This is a genomic window from Microbacterium sp. F2E, from assembly GCF_020905435.1.
Taxonomy (GTDB): Bacteria; Actinomycetota; Actinomycetes; order Actinomycetales; family Microbacteriaceae; genus Microbacterium; species Microbacterium lacticum.
Genome location: NZ_JAJJIB010000017.1, coordinates 34,032 through 50,719, shown reverse-complemented (window position 1 = coordinate 50,719; position 16,688 = coordinate 34,032). Strand labels below are relative to the sequence as shown.

General features: G+C 70.7%; 13 protein-coding genes and 1 tRNA gene. 6 read left to right on the top strand and 8 right to left on the bottom strand.

The window, feature by feature from the left end; all coding sequences use genetic code 11:
* Positions 1-109 precede the first annotated feature (109 nt).
* Positions 110-2,743, top strand: coding sequence for a DEAD/DEAH box helicase (locus tag LOK55_RS11980; RefSeq protein WP_229935543.1), 2,634 nt, complete (start codon positions 110-112; stop codon positions 2,741-2,743).
* Positions 2,744-2,750: 7 nt separating this feature from the next.
* Here the strand turns inward: LOK55_RS11980 and LOK55_RS11975 are convergent, their stop codons facing one another.
* Positions 2,751-3,539: a nuclease-related domain-containing protein gene (locus tag LOK55_RS11975; protein ID WP_229935544.1), complete on the bottom strand. Its 789-nt coding sequence runs from the start codon at positions 3,537-3,539 to the stop codon at positions 2,751-2,753.
* A gap of 29 nt (positions 3,540-3,568) precedes the next feature.
* Positions 3,569-3,730 (bottom strand): hypothetical protein, encoded by a 162-nt coding sequence (locus tag LOK55_RS11970; RefSeq protein WP_229935542.1) that lies wholly within the window; start codon positions 3,728-3,730, stop codon positions 3,569-3,571.
* Between the two features lie 38 nt (positions 3,731-3,768).
* Between LOK55_RS11970 and LOK55_RS11965 the strand changes: the two genes are divergently transcribed.
* Positions 3,769-4,173: a hypothetical protein gene (locus LOK55_RS11965; RefSeq protein WP_229935541.1), complete on the top strand. Its 405-nt coding sequence runs from the start codon at positions 3,769-3,771 to the stop codon at positions 4,171-4,173.
* Here LOK55_RS11965 and LOK55_RS11960 read toward each other — a convergent pair.
* From LOK55_RS11960 to LOK55_RS11950, 3 genes are all read right to left on the bottom strand, one after another.
* Positions 4,152-4,760 carry a hypothetical protein gene (locus LOK55_RS11960; RefSeq protein ID WP_229935540.1) on the bottom strand — a complete coding sequence of 203 codons (609 nt, stop codon included), beginning with the start codon at positions 4,758-4,760 and terminating at the stop codon, positions 4,152-4,154. The genes LOK55_RS11965 and LOK55_RS11960 overlap by 22 nt on opposite strands.
* A 220-nt stretch (positions 4,761-4,980) precedes the next feature.
* Positions 4,981-5,053: transfer RNA gene (locus tag LOK55_RS11955), tRNA-Met, on the bottom strand.
* Between the two features lie 191 nt (positions 5,054-5,244).
* Positions 5,245-5,643, bottom strand: a complete 399-nt coding sequence (locus tag LOK55_RS11950; protein WP_229935539.1) for a YccF domain-containing protein — start codon at positions 5,641-5,643, stop codon at positions 5,245-5,247.
* Positions 5,644-5,843: 200 nt separating this feature from the next.
* Here LOK55_RS11950 and LOK55_RS11945 point away from each other — a divergent pair, with 200 nt between their 5' ends.
* From LOK55_RS11945 to ligD, 3 genes are all read left to right on the top strand, one after another.
* Entirely contained in the window at positions 5,844-8,297 is a 2,454-nt protein-coding gene (locus LOK55_RS11945; protein ID WP_229935538.1) for an ATP-dependent helicase, read from the top strand.
* Between the two features lie 21 nt (positions 8,298-8,318).
* On the top strand, positions 8,319-9,572 hold the full coding sequence (locus LOK55_RS11940) for an SseB family protein (protein WP_229935537.1): 1,254 nt from the start codon (positions 8,319-8,321) through the stop codon (positions 9,570-9,572).
* 101 nt (positions 9,573-9,673) lie between these two features.
* Entirely contained in the window at positions 9,674-10,696 is a 1,023-nt protein-coding gene (gene ligD / locus LOK55_RS11935) for a non-homologous end-joining DNA ligase (RefSeq protein WP_229935536.1), read from the top strand.
* 6 nt (positions 10,697-10,702) lie between these two features.
* On the opposite strand, the gene LOK55_RS11930 is transcribed toward ligD, so the two are convergent.
* The 3 genes from LOK55_RS11930 to LOK55_RS11920 all read right to left on the bottom strand — a co-directional run bounded on the left by LOK55_RS11930 (position 10,703) and on the right by LOK55_RS11920 (position 14,701).
* A complete protein-coding gene (locus LOK55_RS11930) occupies positions 10,703-11,926 on the bottom strand; it encodes an AI-2E family transporter (protein ID WP_229935535.1) in 1,224 nt (407 codons plus the stop codon).
* Between the two features lie 58 nt (positions 11,927-11,984).
* Positions 11,985-13,400 (bottom strand): threonine/serine exporter ThrE family protein, encoded by a 1,416-nt coding sequence (locus LOK55_RS11925; RefSeq protein WP_229935534.1) that lies wholly within the window; start codon positions 13,398-13,400, stop codon positions 11,985-11,987.
* Positions 13,401-13,600: 200 nt separating this feature from the next.
* Entirely contained in the window at positions 13,601-14,701 is a 1,101-nt protein-coding gene (locus LOK55_RS11920) for an ATP-dependent DNA ligase (RefSeq protein ID WP_229935533.1), read from the bottom strand.
* Positions 14,702-14,858: 157 nt separating this feature from the next.
* On the opposite strand from LOK55_RS11920, the gene LOK55_RS11915 reads away from it, so the two are divergent.
* Positions 14,859-16,598: an acyl-CoA dehydrogenase gene (locus LOK55_RS11915; protein WP_229935532.1), complete on the top strand. Its 1,740-nt coding sequence runs from the start codon at positions 14,859-14,861 to the stop codon at positions 16,596-16,598.
* The last annotated feature ends 90 nt before the right edge of the window (positions 16,599-16,688 follow it).

Genomic DNA, 16,688 nt, shown 5'->3' with positions numbered 1-16,688 from the left:
CCTTGAACTCCTCAGTGAACTTCCTGCGATTCGTAGACATCTCTGCCTGTCGTTCCTTCCTGGTAACGACCGTCTACAAGAAGTGTCACACCCCAATGTCACATTCCGTGTGACGAGCCCTGGCATTCGAACGATCGAGCTCACCGGCGAGACCAACATGTCGAGCGATGCGGTGAAGCAGGCGCAGCTCTGGGTCGCCACCACAGAGAAGTTCGAGGCGCTCTATCGGCGGGCCTCGTTGAAGGACGTCATCGGCCGCATCGGATGCCTCATCATCGACGAAGTCCATCTGGTCGGTGACCCGACCCGCGGCGCGACGCTCGAGTCGATGATCGCGCGGCTCCGCGTTGCGGAAGGACGCACGCGGATCGTCGCGCTCTCGGCGACCGTGTCGAACGCCGACGAACTCGCAGCGTGGTTCCACGCGGACCTCGTGCGCTCGACGTGGCGGCCAACCGTCCTCACGACGCAGCTCGTGCCCTACGACCCGCCGACCCACGGCAAACGCGAGCAGTTCGAGTCCGCGAAAGACGACACCGTAATCCCGCTGCTGCGGAGTCTCGTCGGAACGGACCCCGGCGCGCGGGACGCCGGGAACGCTGGCGGTTCGAGCGCTGTCGTGTTCTGCGGCAGCAAGGCCGCCGTGATCCGCACCGCGGCGCGCGCAGCCGGCGTCCGCTTCCATGGCGTCGAGCTGGACACGGTGATCGAAGAGTGCTTCCGTCGCGGCGTCGGCATCCACTTTCGCGACGCACCCCGCGCCGGCCGTGCGCTGGACGCGTTCCGCGCCCGCGAGCTCCGCGTCCTCGTCGCCACATCCGGGTTGTCGACGGGTGTCAACACGCCCGCGAAGTTCGTCATCATCCGTGACCTCGAGCTCGGCATGACACCGCTCGAAGTCAGTCAGGCGCAGCAGATGTTCGGGCGGGCGGGCCGCGCCGGGCAGGAGCCCGAGGGCTACGGATTTATGCTCGTCCCACGGGTCGACGAGGGAACGTGGAAGGTCAAGCTCAGTGACGGCTACGCGGCGAACAGTCGCATCGTCACGCAGCTCGGCGACGCCATCCTCGCCGAGCTGCTGCTCGGATCGGTCACCGACCGCGCGAGTGCGCGGTCGTGGTTCGAGCAGACCCTCGCGTTCGCGCAGAATCGGGCTTCCGCCGACCTGGACGACGTCATCGACATGCTCCTCGCGCGCGGCTTCGCGACCGAGGTTGACGCGCATCTCGCGCCGACCGAGATCGGGATGCTGACCTCCCGGCTCATGATCGACGTCGACTCCGCGGGGGAGATGCTCCGGGCCCTCGCCGCGCTGCCGCTGCCGTCCAGCGCCGACGAGGCGGAGGAGCTGGTGCTGCAGACCGTCACCACCGCCGCCGCGGCGCTCCGAGAACGCCCCGTCAACGAGCGCGTCTACACCGGATACGTCGACGAGCTGCTCACCGGATGGTCGCCGCGAGTGCTCGCTCGCACGCGCGACTGGTTCGGAGCACGACTGTGCCTGGCGGCCGCGCAGATCGCCCTCCGATCGCCCGGTCGCGCACGCGACACCCCGCCGGTCGGGGTCTCGATGGCGGAGCTGCGCCGCGCCGTCGAAGACATGCCGCGATACCTCGCGTGGGTCGCCTCGCTCGGCTATGCGGATGCCGCGACCTGGGCACCCGCCGTCGCCGGCGACCTCTCCCGCCGCTTGACCTGGTGGCAGCTGTCGCCTCACCCCGAGCGGGGGACCGGGCGGCTGCTGTGGATGCTCGAGCGCACGCTCGAACCGCAGAACCACCGCACCCGCATGTCCGGTCTGTGGCGGCGGGCGCGCGCGGCGGGGTTCACTTCGCCGGACCGCATCAACGCGCGGCCGCGCGACGTGGATGTGAGCGCGGAGGGCTTCGCCGACATCGTGGGTTCTCGTGCCGACATCACTCTGGAGCCGCTCGTCGACCTCGAGCTGACCTACCGGAGTCCGAACACGCACGCGCGGGTGACCGCCATGACGTCGACCGGGGCCGCGCGCGCCGTGTCGACGACGCGACCCGCCCAGGGGCCGATCGACATCGTCCTCCCGCCACGCTCGACCGGTACCATCGCAGCCGACGTTTTCCTCTACACGCGCGACGGCGACTTCGGATACGCCAACCTGCTCGCCGACGTGCCCGCCAGTGCCGCGTCTGCAAGCCCGATCGACGAAGCTGCCGCGCTGACCGCCGCGCTGCCCGACGTCCACTCCGTCCTCGCGCATCCACGCGGCGTCCGAAGGCTCTTCCAGAGCGAACGGAAGCGGATGCGCGACACCATCCGCGCGCTGATCGCTCCCGACCCTCGTCTCGGCCCGGTCGCTGTCGCTCTCTCGGAGCGTCACACCGAACCGCAGCTCGCGGTCGTCGCCCTCAGGGCAAACCTCCGCGCGCTGCTGCGCGAAGCCAGCCGCACCGACCTGAGATCACCGCATGCCGTTCTGCGTTCACGGGAGGCGTCGGAAGCAGAAGTGCAGATCACACTCGCTGCACTCCTCGCCGCGCTGCACATCGATACCGGCATCGCGATCGCCGACGGCCACCCGCTCGCCCTGGTCACGGTGGATGGCGAGTGGGCACTTGCCGGACCTCGTCATGCCCAGCCTGGTCGCATCGAGCCGCTGATACCGAATTCGCTCCCGCGACAGATCGAGACGGTTCCGGCGCCGCCCTCGAAGGCCGAGGCGGAAACGGCGCCCCGCTGCGCGTGGATGTCGGAGTTCGTGCTGTAGCTGCGATTTACGCGACGGGGAAAGCCTGTGCGAGGCGCGCGTCAATGGCGTCGACGTCGAAGGCGACAATGGGCGCCTCCATCATCCGCTTGATGAGGAGCCGCGGCCAGACGACGTGGACGCCGTCGACCGTGAAGGATCCTCCGAGGAGCGGCCAGTCGGCCTCGAGGAAGCACAGCACGCCTGTGATCGGGATCGTGTCGTCGGTTAGTGCCTCGCGGACGCGGTCGACTTGCGACTTCACGCCGTCGACGAGTTTGGTGCCGTCGCGGCCGCCAACTCGAAGCGACTCCACCCGCGGTCGGAAGAGGCCGCCCGCAACGCGCAGCTCCGGGCGCTTGTCTTTGTATCGCTTCGCGTCGATCACCCAGACACCCGAGGGGCCGATGGCGATGTGGTCGATGTTCGCTTTCGTTCCGCGGATGCGACGGTCGTGCATGACGCGGAAGGTGTCGGGGACGTCGGCGAGCCGTTTCGCCATGAGCTCCTCGCCGACCGCCCCGCGCTCCCACGCCTTCGTGCTTTGCGGATCGTCAGACAGTGCGAGGATCAGCCCGCCGAGCTTCGGATGCTCACCGCGGATCCGCTGCTCACGGGCATCCCGGCGTCGCTCGTAGTCTCGGCGCGCGGACGCACCGGCTTCGCCGCCCACGACTTCGACCGGGGGCGCCTCGACTGCCGGTTTGTCGCACTCCACGCAGCGAATCGCCTTTCGGGCCCGCTCGTAGATGGCCTCGGCACCCGCACTGTGCGCGCGGCCACATAGCCGACAGCTCCCGGCGTAGCGCAGCTTCATGCGTTTGTCGTCGGGACCGAGTTCCAGCGTCACGTGCCTGCTCCGAGCGTCGGTCCCGGGCGCCCGTCTGACCGGCGCCGAAGCTGCAGTTCAGCTTCTTCGATCCATTCGCGGGCGAGGGAGGCGTAGCGGCGACGGTCCTTCTGGTTGAGTCCGGCGAGTTTGGGGAGGAGTTCGAATGTCGTGCGCATGTGCCCGGGAATGTCATCGACAGGTCCGCCGTGGCGATGTGGGCGTCGAGTGTGAGCATGAGCCAGCCTTCGACCTTGAGGTCGGGGTCGACGTAGCGCGTGAGCGCACCGACGTCGAGGAGCAGCCTGGTCCCGAGCTTGGACTCGTAGGGGAAGTACGCGTCGACGTGGACGCCATCGGCGTTGCCGCGCGCCTTCCGCCCGCCACTGCGGAGGTGGTTCTCGCTGTACTCAGTGAGGCGTTCCGCGAGTCTCTGCCGCAGGTTCTGGTCGGTGATGATCAGGTCGATGTCGTGGCTGATCTCGCCGCCGACGCGCGCGTTCGTCGCCCACCCTCCGATGAGGATCGAGGGCTCGAGGTCGTACCCGAGCGAGTCCAGCAGAGCGCGAAGGCGGCCCTCATCGTCTGCCCCGAGAATCGTCATCGCACGTCACTTTCCTGATCCCACTCGCGGTCCCGCAGGAAGCTGTCGCGCAGCGCCTTCCGGAACTCGGATGCCTGCCACCCCGGAGTCGCGAAGAGATCGGCATACGTCTGAGCAAGGCTCGAGTACCCGTTCCAGGTCTTCGCTGCACGCTTGTCCATCGACAGCACGCGTACCTCCTTGCCGGCGGGCAGGTCGGTGACCTTCGCGGATGCGGGGAGGTACACGATGTGCTCGCTGAAGTCCGCCACGGCTCGGCCGTTCAGGATCGCGGTCGCCGCGTCGGCGCCGCCGAGGGCGTAGGGACCCGCGTTGCCGTCGAGGAGAGGGGCGATGCTTTCTCGAGTCGTCCATGCGAGGGTGTCGCGCTCGAGGTTGCGCCATGCGCACAGCATCGTCAGCAGCTTGTCGATGCTGACGACCGCGAGCCCGCCGCGGCTGTACCGATCAATCGTCCCGTTGCTCTCGAGTCGCTCGAGAGCAAGATACGCGGTCGTGCTCGGAACCCCCGCTTCGTAGGCGAGGTCGGCGACATTCCGCCAGGTCCGCTGCCCTTCGAGCGCACGATCGGCGAGCGCGCGCCACACCAGCTCGTTGCCCTTCATCGCTCTTCTCGGTTTCCAGGTATTCCTGCGATCATCGTTACGGGATTACATGTAACCATGATTACAGGAAAATCGGAAGATTGATCCACGTGACGAGAAACGCGAAACTGGGCGTCGTGGTCAAGGTGTGTCCATCTGGTGTCCGGATGGTCGTCACCGAAGAGGAGCAAAGCGGCCACGATCCCTTGAAACAATTGGGATCGCGTCCTTTCGCGAACAGACGCGACGGCGGGAGTCGAACCCGCAACGCGACCGGGTATGAACCGGTGCCCGGGACCGCCCGGATCGCCGCGATGTCCTTCGACGCTAAGCGAGGCTGCGCTCCCGCGCGAGTGCTGTGACGGTTCCTTGCTTCGTGTGTCGCCGCGTGACGACGGGGCATCCACCTGCGGCATCCGCGCGAGAAACCACTCGCTGCGCGAGAAACCACGCGTGCCGTGGGTTTCTCGCGGCGGAAGTGGTTTCTCGGGGGAGGGCGGCGTGCTCAGAGAGCGCGGTCGAACTCGCCCTGACGGGTCGAGACGATGTCCTTGCCGAGCGGCATGAGCGAGATGGGGATCATCTTGAAGTCGGCGATCGCCATCGGGATGCCGATGATCGTGATGCACAGCGCGATGCCGCTCGCGAGGTGCCCGAGAGCCAGCCACCACCCGGCGAAGATCACCCAGATGACGTTGCCGAGGAACGAGCCGACCCCCGCCGTCGGTTTCGAGACGATCGTGCGGCCGAACGGCCAGATGACGTAGCCCGCGGTGCGGAACGAGGCGATCGCCCACGGGATCGTGATGATCGGGATGCATAGCAGCACGCCCGCCGCGACGTACCCGAGGAACAGCCAGAACCCCGCGAACACGATCCAGATGATATTGAGCAGCGTCCTCATCCCCCCATTCTCCCGCCACCCCTCCTGCCCCGCGAACCGCCACGCTTCGTGCGAGCCGCCACGATCCGGACCGCACAGAGCGTGGCGGCTCGCACAGAGCGTGGCGGCTCGGCGTCGGGGGGCATGCTCGGCGGCGGGGGCATGCCCGGCGGCACAGGCGAGGCGGGGATGTCGAGGGGGCGACCTAGACTTGAGAGGCCATGCCTGACCCCATCAAACCCGTCATCGTCGGCGCCGGCACGCCGGCCCCCGGCCGCTCCGACGACGACCTCCTCGCGGGCCTCAACGAGCCGCAGCGCGAGGCCGTCACTTACCGCGGCCCCGCGCTGCTCATCGTCGCGGGCGCCGGCTCGGGCAAGACCAGCGTCCTCACCCGCCGCATCGCGTCGCTGCTGCGCTCGCGCGAGGCGTGGCCGAGCCAGATCCTCGCGATCACCTTCACCAACAAGGCCGCGGGAGAGATGCGCGAGCGCGTGCGCGGCCTCATCGGCGACACCGCGCAGGGCATGGGGATCTCCACCTTCCACTCCGCGTGCGTACGCATCCTCCGCCGCGAGGCCGACCAGTTCGGCTTCACCAAGAACTTCACCATCTACGACTCCGGCGACTCGCGGGCCCTCATCAAGCGACTCGTCAAGGAGCACGAGGCCGACGCGTTCGGCTTCACCCCGGCATCCGTTCAGGGACGCATCTCGAAGCTCAAGAACGAGCTGGCCGACGCCGAGTCGTTCGCTCGCACGGCGAACCTGAGCGACCCCGCCGAGCGCGTCTTCGCGGAGGTGTTCGCCGACTATCAGCGTGCGCTGCAGCGCGCGAACGCGTTCGACTTCGACGATCTCATCGGTCAGACCGTCTACCTGTTCCGCGCGTTCCCGCACGTCGCCGACGTGTATCGCCGGCGCTTCCGGCACATCCTCGTCGACGAGTACCAGGACACCAACCACGCCCAGTACGCCCTGATCCACGAGCTGACCCGCCCCCCGGGATCGGACGGGCAGGCGCACGACTCCGGCATGATGATCTTCGACGCGCGGAGCGGTGGCGCCGGCGGCGAGGAAGCCGCCTCGCTCACCGTGGTCGGCGATTCGGACCAGTCGATCTACGCCTTCCGCGGCGCCGACATCCGCAACATCACCGAGTTCGAACGCGACTATCCGGGTGCGAAGGTCGTGCTGCTCGAGCAGAACTACCGGTCGACGCAGACGATCCTGGATGCCGCGAATGCGGTCATCGGCAACAACTTCGATCGCAAGGACAAGAAGCTCTGGACCGACGTCGGCCCGGGCAGCGCGATCATCGGCTTCACCGGCTACTCGCAGCACGACGAGGCGCAGTTCGTCGCCGACGAGGTCGAGGCCCTGCACCGCGCCGGCACCGCCTACAGCGAGATGGCGGTCTTCTACCGCACCAATTCGCAGTCGCGTGCGCTGGAAGAGATCTTCATCCGCTCGGCGGTGCCCTACAAGATCATGGGCGGCACCAAGTTCTACGAGCGGGCGGAGATCAAGGATGCCATGGCGTACCTCATCGCCGTCGCGAACCCCGCCGACGAACTGAGCGTCCGCCGCATCCTCAACCGCCCGCGCCGCGGGATCGGCGACGTGACCGAGACCTCCATCGCCCGCTACGCGGCCGAGGAGGGCATCACCTTCCGCGACGCGCTGGCGAACGCGTCGGCGCTCGGGGTCGGGCCGAAGATCCAGCAGGCCATCGCCCACCTCGACGCGGTGCTGGCCGAGGCGACCGAGATCATGCTGCCCGCCTCGGGCGAGGTCGCCCCGCCGACGTCCGTGACCGAGGGCCTCAACGTGCTGCTCAACAAGTCGGGATACCTCGACGCGCTCCGCCGCTCGAAAGACCCGCAGGACGAGGCGCGCGTCGAGAACCTCGACGAGCTCGTCGCCGTCACGCGCGAGTTCGCGCGCAACAACCCCGAAGGGACGCTGCTCGACTTCTTGACCGAGGTGGCGCTGGTGTCGGATGCCGACGATCTCGACGACTCGTCGGGATCGGTCTCGCTCATGACGATGCACACCGCGAAGGGCCTCGAGTTCGACGCCGTGTTCGTCACCGGCGTCGAAGAAGACCTGATCCCGCACCGGATCTCCGCGAACGAGCCGGGCGGCCCGCAGGAGGAGCGGCGGCTGTTCTACGTCGCCCTGACCCGCGCGCGCAAGAAGCTGCACGTCTCGCTCGCGATGACCCGTGCGCAGTTCGGCGAGGTGTCTGCGGCCCTCCCGAGCCGCTTCCTGCAGGAGATCCCGCACGAGCTGATCGACTGGCGGCAGTCGCCGGGAGACGTGAACTCGCGCGGCGGAACGCAGTCGCGCGCGCTGAACGGCCGGCCCGGGAGCGGTGCGGGGCGCGGCGGTTTCGGCGGGGGATCGCGTTACGGCGACGACCTCGTGCCGCTGCCGCGGCGCGAGAAGCCCGCCGGCGACATCACGAAGTTCGCCAACCGCATCCCCGCGAAGGTGCGCGACAATGGCGACCTCGAGCTCGCGCCGGGCGACCGCATCCGGCACGACGACTTCGGTGAGGGCCGCGTCGACATGATCACCGGCGAGGGCGCCAAGCGCGTCGCGCACGTGCGGTTCGATTCGGCCGGTCCGAAGAAGCTCCTCATCAAGATCGCGCCGATCGCGAAGCTCTGACGCCCGGCTACGCTCGAAGGCATGGCATTGTTCTCGCGTCGCGACAAGGGCGACCGGTCCACCCCCGCATCCGGCGCTCCCGCTTCCGGCGCTCCGGCCTCCGCTGATTCCGAGGCGGCGCCCGGCCGCGACGACGACGGACGCGTGGATGCCGAGGCATCCGCCGCGGCGCCCGTGTCGGCCGCTCCCGTTCCCGGTTCGCCGGTCGACGCCGATGCGGCGTTCGCCGACGCGGCCCTCGCCGAGGCCGACGCGGAGACCGCCGACGCCCCCGAGACGCCCGCGGAGCCGGTGCCGCACGTCGGCATCTCGGTGAACACGTTCGGGCGCGGCGCCGAGACCGCCCGCCCGCTGGACGAGGTCGTCCGCGAGGCCTCCGCCACGAACGCGTCCGCGTCCGCCGTGACAACCGGGGCCCCGACACCCGCTCCCGCGCCCGCCCGCCCGCGCCCCGCCGCAACGGCGCCCGCGCCGAGCGAGACGATCCCGGGCCTCGTCGACAACGCGCTGCTGCAGGCGGCGCTGGCAGCCCTCCCCGAGTCGCCGCAGGCCGCGCACATCATGAACGTCATGCGCCAGGCGCTGCAGGGTCAGCTCTACCTCCGCGCGCAGGGCGACGCGCAGGCGCTGATCGCCGCCGGCCAGGGGCTGAACCTCGCCGTCACGACCCACGAGGACAAGCGCTACCTGCTGGTGTTCAGCAGCGGCGAGGCCATGCGGCAGAGCGTCGCCGCCGAAGCGGCCGCCGCCACGGCCGACAGCGCGACCTCGGTCGTCGGTCAGGCCGCGCACAACGTGTTCCGCACGGCGATCGACTCGGGCTACGACGGCGTCTACCTCGACCACGCCAACACCGGAGCGCGGCTGGTGCTGCCGATCGAGCTCGTGAAGAAGTCGCTCGAAGACGGCGCCCCGGTGCCGTTCGAGCTGAAGGCGCTGCTGTCGGGCGAGCGCACCGAGGAGACCCCCGCGGCGATCGCCGAGGTCCTCACCCGCGTGCCCGTCTGGGTCGCGGGCGGCACTGACCCATCGGGCGCGATCGGCCTCGCCGAGGCGCGCACCGAGGCGGGGGAGCGTCGCCTCGAGGTCTACAGCCACCCGCTCGAGGTGATCGCGATGGGCCGCGGCGACAGCCCGCTGCCGCTCACGACGGCGCAGCTGGCTACGACCCTGGCATCCGAGCCGGCGCTCACCGGCATCGTGCTCGACCCCGCCGGCCCGTGGATCGAGCTCGACCGCGACGACCTCGCCGCCGTGCTCGCCCTCGCCGACTGAGCCGCGCCGCCGCGCCGTCTCGCCACCGCGCCGTCGCGCCGTCGCGCCGTCTCGGCGCGAGGGGGCTGTCGCCCCGCGCGCCCCGCGCCTAGGGTCGACCCATGGCATCCGAGCGCGTCACCCTCACCGTTCCGGGCCCGGACGGCGACCGCGAGGTGTCGCTGTCGAGCCCCGACCGGGTGATCTGGCCGGCGGTCGGCATCACCAAGCGCGAGCTCGCCGAGTACGTGATCGCCGTCGCCGAGCCGTTCCTGCGCGCGAACGGGCATCGGCCCGTCTCCCTCGAGCGGTTCCCCGACGGCGTCGCCGGCGAGAGCTTCTTCTCCAAGAACCCGCCGCGCGGCGCACCCGATTACGTGCACGAGGTGATGTGCACGTACAACAGCGGCCGGAAGCACCCCCAGGTCGTGCTCGACGAGGCCGCCGCGATCGTCTGGGCGGTGCAGATGAACACCGTCGTCTTCCACCCCTGGGCCTCGCTCGCCGCCGACACCGACGACCCGGTTGAGCTGCGCATCGACCTCGACCCGCAGCCGGGCACCGATTTCGCGGACGCCGCGGCGGTCGCCCCGGCGCTGCGCGAGGTGCTGCGCGAAGCGGGACTGGATGCCTGGCTGAAGACGAGCGGCAATCGAGGCATCCACGTGTTCTGCCCGATCGAACCGACCCACGAGTTCCTCGACGTGCGGCACGCGGTGATCGCCGCGGGCCGTGAGCTGGAACGCCGGATGCCGGACAAGGTCACGATGAACTGGTGGAAGGAGGAGCGCGGCGAACGCATCTTCGTCGACTTCAACCAGGCCAACCGCGACCGCACGATGGCGGGCGCCTACAGCCCGCGCGCGCTGCCGACGGCGACCGTCGCGACCCCGATCACGTGGGAGGAGCTCGCCGCGGGTGTCGATCCGGGAGCGTTCACCGTGCGCACCGTACCGCAGCGGCTCGCGGACCTCGGCGACCCGTGGCGTGACCTGCAGAAGACGCCGGGCCGCATCGACACGCTGCTGGAGTGGTGGCAGCGCGACCTCGACGCGGGCCTCGGCGAGCTGCCGTTCCCGCCGGAGTTCCCCAAGATGCCCGGCGAGCCGCCGCGCGTGCAGCCGAGCCGCGCCAAGAAGGACTGACCGCGGTCAGCTGCCGCTTCCACCGGCCTTCAGCGACGCCGGCTCCCGGCCCTCGATCATCGCATGCTCGTCGGCGCGATGCTTCGGGCGCGCCCAGCGGGCGGGCGTGTTCGGCCCGTCCCACACCTGCACGATGCCCCACGCGACCGCGGTGAGCGGCACGGCGAGCACGGCGCCGAGGATGCCGCCGAGGTACGTGCCCGCCGTCAGCACGATGAGCACGACGAAGGGATGCAGCTTCATCGAGCGCCCCATCAGCACCGGCTGCAGGAAGTTGCCCTCCAGCTGGTTGACGAGCACCACGACGCCGACGACGAGGAGCGCGACGACCCAGCCGTTCGTGACGAGCGCCACGAGCGCGGCGAGCGTGCCCGCGAGGGTCGCCCCGACGAACGGGATGAACGCGAGGAGGAAGGTCAGCACCGCGAGCGGGAAGGCGAGCGGCACCTGCAGGATCAGCAGACCGATGAGGATGCCGATGGCGTCGACCGCGGCGACGGCGGCGATGCCGCGCACGTACGAGCCGAGCGTCGTCACCGACTTGTCGCCCACCCGCATCGCGCGCTCGTAGCTCTTGCCCTCGAACGGCCGCATGAGGAACTCCCACATCTGCGGGCCGTCCTTCAGGAAGAAGAAGAGGATGACCACCATCAGGATGAACCCGGTGATGAAGCTCGCCACCGCGCTCACCCCGGCGATCGCGCCCGAGCCGAACTGCGCGCTCGTGACGAAGTCGCCGAGCGCCGAGAGCCACTCGTCGATCTGCGCCTGATCGATGCTGATCGGCAGCGTCGACACCCACGACATGAGGTCCTGGAACCCGGCCTGCGCCTGCGCATACAGGTCGTCCCACTGGTTGCGCACCGCGTTGACGATGAGCCAGCCCACCGCCGTCAGCGGCAGCACGATCGTCAGCAGGGTGAGGAGCGTCGCGGCGAGCGGCGGCACGCCCTTGCGCCGCAGCCACCGCATGACCGGTGCGAACGCGGATGCCAGGATCAGCGCGAGCAGCAGCGGGATGACGACGACGGTCAGCTGGCCGATCCCGGCCATCACCGCGCCGATGAGGAGGACCGCGAGGAGGATCTGCAGGGCGCGGATCGCGAACGTGCCGAGCCCGTCGGCCCAGAGGCTCCAGGGCTTGCCGGTCGCGGCGGCGCTCACGCGCAGCGGCGAGCCGTTGTCGGACACGCGGACGGAAGTGGGGGCGGAGGCGCGGAACAGTCCCATGCCTCGACGGTAGGGGACGCGGGCCCGTGGCCGCGAAGCCTTGACAGGCGCGCCGCGATCAGGGCCGCGACCACTCACGCTCGGTGAGCACGCGCGCGACCGTCAGCCCGATCGCGAGGGCGACCACGACGAACACCGCCGTGAAGCCGTTCTGGATCGCCGAGAGGGTGTCGCCCGCGATGACGCCGGTGATCGCCCGGTAGGCGGCGGCCCCCGGCACCATGATGAGCACCGCCGGCACCGTGATGGTCACGCGCGCCGCGCGGAGCCGATCGCCGACGAGGAACGCGCCGAAGCCGACCGCGAGGGCCGCGATCGCCGCGGCGAGCGGAGCGGTGGTCCCGGCATCCACCATCGCCAGCCTGCCCGCGTTCGCGATCGTCCCGAGCGTCGCCGCCGTGAGCGCGATCGCGGGCGGAGTGTCGAACAGCACCGCGAAGCCCAGCACGCCGACGAACCCCGCCACGAGCCGCACGATCGAGAGCACCGGCTCGTCGAACAGCGCAGTGGCGGTCTGGGTGACGGTCGCGTGGAAGAGCGACCCGATGCCCCACACCGCGGTGCCGGTCGCGAGCAGCACGAGCGTCGCGTAGACGACACGGGAGATTCCGGCGTCCAGGTCGAGGCGGGCGAGATCGAGCGCCCCGGTGACGAGCGGGAAGCCCGGCACGAGGTAGAGCACGGCGCTCGTCAGCGCGGCGTCGTGCTGCCCGCCCGGGAGACCGACGGCGGCGAGGAGCGCCGCGACGCCGAGGTAGACGAGCAGCGCCGTCATCGCGGAGAGGAAGACGACGAGGAACTCGTTCGTGCGCAGCCGCCCGATGCGCAGCCGCACGAACTGGCCCGCGCCGGCCGCGATGCCGACGGCGACGAACTCCTGCCAGCCGCCGTTGTTGAGCAGCGCGAACGCCGCGCACGCGAGCGCCGCGCCGAGCACTCGCACGATCTCGGGATAGCGGCGTGGGGTCGCCTCGATCGCGTCGAGCCGACGCTGCAGTTCGGCGGCGGGTGTGCCGGGGTGCAGCTCGCCCGTCAGGCGCTTGAGAGCGGTGAGCCGGTCGGCGTCGACGGCCGGGCGGCGGATCTCGGCGACCCGCGTGCGGAACATCTGCCCGCGGCTCGTGGTGGCGACGATGTCGGTCATGCCGACCCGCGTGTGCAGCTTCTCGATGCCGACCGCGTGGGCGGCGCGCTCCATGCTGTCGCGCACGCGCGCCGACGAGCCGCCCGCGCCGAGCATGAGCGCGCCGAGGCGCATGACCGCATCGGTGCGGGCGATGAACTGCACCGGCTCGAGTCGCAGCTCCTGGGTCAGCGTCCACTCGACGTCCGACGGCCGATCGGCGTCGATGCCGGCGTCGGTGTCGTCGCGGGGCGCCGGGACGGCGTCGCACCCGTGCAGGCGCGCGTCGGGCCGGTCCGTGCCCGCGCCGGGCCGGTCGCTGTCGGCGGGCGGCTCGACGGGCTCGGACATGTCTCGATCCTGGCACCGGGTCGGTACGACGCGCACGCCGCGCGGCCGTACTTTTTCACGGCCGGGCGCGCGCTCCGCCGCCGCCGCGCAGGGCTAGCGTCAGACCCAGAAAGAACGGGCATCACCCGCTTTCGCACCTCGGGCCCGCATGGCCGGCCGCCGGAGTCCGGCGCCGATGCGGGCTCGTTGTGCGTGCGGCGTCAGTCGAGCACGTCGGCGAGGTCGTATGCGGGTACGGTCTCGAGCTGCGCGAAGGTGCACGATCGAGGGTCGCGGTCGGGCCGCCACCGCTCGAACTGCACGGTGTGCCGAAAGCGGCTGCCCTCGAGCTGGTCGTAGCGCACCTCGAGCACCCGCTCGGGTCGCAGCCGCACGAAGCTCGTGTCCTTCCCCGCCGCCGTGAACCGGGAGCGCTCGCCGTCGCCGTGCACGGCCGCGCCCGAGGCATCCGTCTCGACGAGCGGAGCGAGCTCGTCGACGAGCGCGAGGCGGCGTGCGGCGCTGAACGCGGAGACCCCGCCGACGTGGTGCAGCCGTCCGTCGTCGCCGTACAGCCCGACGAGCAGCGAGCCGACGCCGGCGCCGCTCTTGTGCACGCGGTAGCCGAGGGCGACGACGTCGGCCGTGCGATGGTGCTTGATCTTCAGCATGGTGCGCCTGCCCGGGGCGTACGGCTCCGCCAGCGGCTTGGCGACGACGCCGTCGAGCCCCGCGCCCTCGAACAGCGCGAGCCAGCGGGCGGCGAGGGCCGGGTCGGTCGTCGTGCGCGTGAGGTGCAGCGAGGCGGCGGCGCCGGGGGAGGGCCGGATGCCTCGCATCAGCTCCTCGAGTTCGCGGCGGCGCACCGCGAACGGTTCCGGCATGAGGTCGCGCTCGCCGCGAGCGAGCAGGTCGAAGGCGACGAACTGCGCCGGGTCGGTGCGGCTGAGCTGCTGCACTCGCGATTCGGCGGGGTGGATGCGCTGCGACAGCGCCTCCCACGAGAGGCGAGCCGGGGCGGCGCCGTCGTCGGTACCGTTGTCCGCTGTGCCGTTCGTCGCCGAGCGGGCGAGGACGATCTCGCCGTCGAGCAGGCAGGGCTCCGGCAGGAGCGCCGCGAGCGCCTCGACGAGCTCGGGGAAGTAGCGCGTCAGCGGCTTCGCGCCCCGCGAGCCGATGATCACGTCGCTGCCGTCCCACGACACGAGCGCACGGAACCCGTCCCACTTCGGCTCGAACGAGAGCCCGCCGGGCGTCTTCGCGGGGTCGGGGATCGCGGGCACGGCCTTGGCCAGCATCGGTGCGGGGATCGCGTATGCCATGCGCTCCATCCTGGCCCGCGCTCCTTGTCTGGGCGAGGGGGTGAGCGCCGCGACGGGCGATCGCAGCATCGGCCGCGACGTGACACTGGGTTTCATCTACACTGGGCTTTAGTCTCATCTCGGGCAATCGCCCGGCCGTCTCAGCGAGGATCCCGCCATGGCCACCGACTACCAGCCGCCCGTCGCCGACTACGCCTTCCTCTATCGCGAGGCGTTCGGCACCGACATCGTCGCGCGCGCGACCGGCGGCGAGCTCACCGCTGACGACGGAGCCGACATCATCGCGGGAGCGGGCGAGTTCGCGGCATCCGTCCTCGCGCCCCTCGAACAGGTCGGCGACCGCGAGGGTGCGCGCCTCGTCGACGGCCAGGTGCATCTGCCCGACGGATTCGCCGAGGCGTACGCCGCCTTCGTCGAGGCCGGCTGGGTCACTGCCGAGGCGCCCGCCTCCGCCGGCGGCGACGGGCTGCCCGGTTCGATCCGCGCGGGCCTCGGCGAGATCTGGAACGCCTCGAACGCGGCGTTCGCGCTGTGCTGGCTGCTGAGCGCGGGACAGATCCACGCCCTGGATGCCGCGGCGTCGGACGAACTGCGCGAGATCTACCTCGCCAAGCTCGTCTCGGGCGAGTGGACCGGCACGATGAACCTCACCGAGCCGGCCGCCGGCACCGACCTCGGCGCGATCCGCACGACCGCGACGCCCCGCGACGACGGGTCGTGGTCGATCAAGGGCCAGAAGATCTTCATCACGTGGGGCGACCACGACGTTGCCGAGAACATCGTGCACCTCGTGCTCGCGCGCACGCCCGGCGCCCCCGAGGGCGCCAAGGGACTGTCGCTGTTCGTCGCGCCGAAGTACCTCGTCAATGCCGATGGCTCGCTCGGCGATCGCAACGGCGTCGAGACCGTCGCGATCGAGCACAAGCTCGGCATCCACGGGTCGCCGACGTGCGTGCTCTCCTACGAGGACGCCACGGGCTACCTCGTCGGCGAGGTCGGCGGCGGGCTTGCCGGCATGTTCGTGATGATGAACTCGGCGCGCATCGGGATGGGCTTCCAGGCGACCGGCATCGCCGACCGCGCCCTCCAGCAGGCCGAGGCATATGCCGCTGACCGCATGCAGGGCCGCGTGCTCGAGCGCGGCGGCGACGCGCCGATCGCGGAGCACCCCGATGTGCGGCGTCTGCTGCTCTCGATCCGCAGCGACGTGTTCGCGATGCGCGCACTCGGGGTATATGTCGGCGACCTGTTCGACCGCGCCGAGGCATCCGAGGACGCCGCCGACCTCGCGTTCGCCGAGTTCTTCGTGCCGATCCTCAAGGGCTGGGCCACCGAAGACGCCGTCGCGCTGACGAGCGACGCGATCCAGGTGCACGGCGGCATGGGCTTCATCGAGGAGACCGGCGCCGCGCAGCACTACCGCGACGCGCGCATCATGACGATCTACGAAGGCACGACGGCGATCCAGTCGAACGACCTCATCGGCCGCAAGGTGATCCGCAACGAGGGCGCCACCGCCGAGACGCTGTTCGCCCAGATCGACGAGACCGTCGCCGCGCTCCGCGGAGTCGGGGCGGGTGGGGCGGGCGAGGTCGCGGCGCGCACCGCCGACCGGCTCGAGCGTGCCGTGGCATCCGCCCGCCGGGCGACCGCCGACGTCGTCGGCTTCGGGTCGTCGCCGCGCGACGCGCACGCCGTCAGCGTGCCGTACCTGATGCTGCTCGGGGTGCTCGCCGGCGGCTGGATGCACGCGCTCGCCGTCGTCGCCGTCGCCGCGCACGAGGCCCCCGCCGCCGAGGACGCCGCGCGCCTCACCCTCGCCGACTTCTACGGTGCGCACCACCTGCCCCGCGTGCACGCCCTCGCCGAGACGGTCGCCTCCGGCGAGACCGCCTGACCCGCCGGCATCCGCCGGCCGCGGCGTGCGCGCCGCCGCGCGAGCGTCGCATGCTACAGTCGGGCATACCGACTGGACGGTATGACGCTC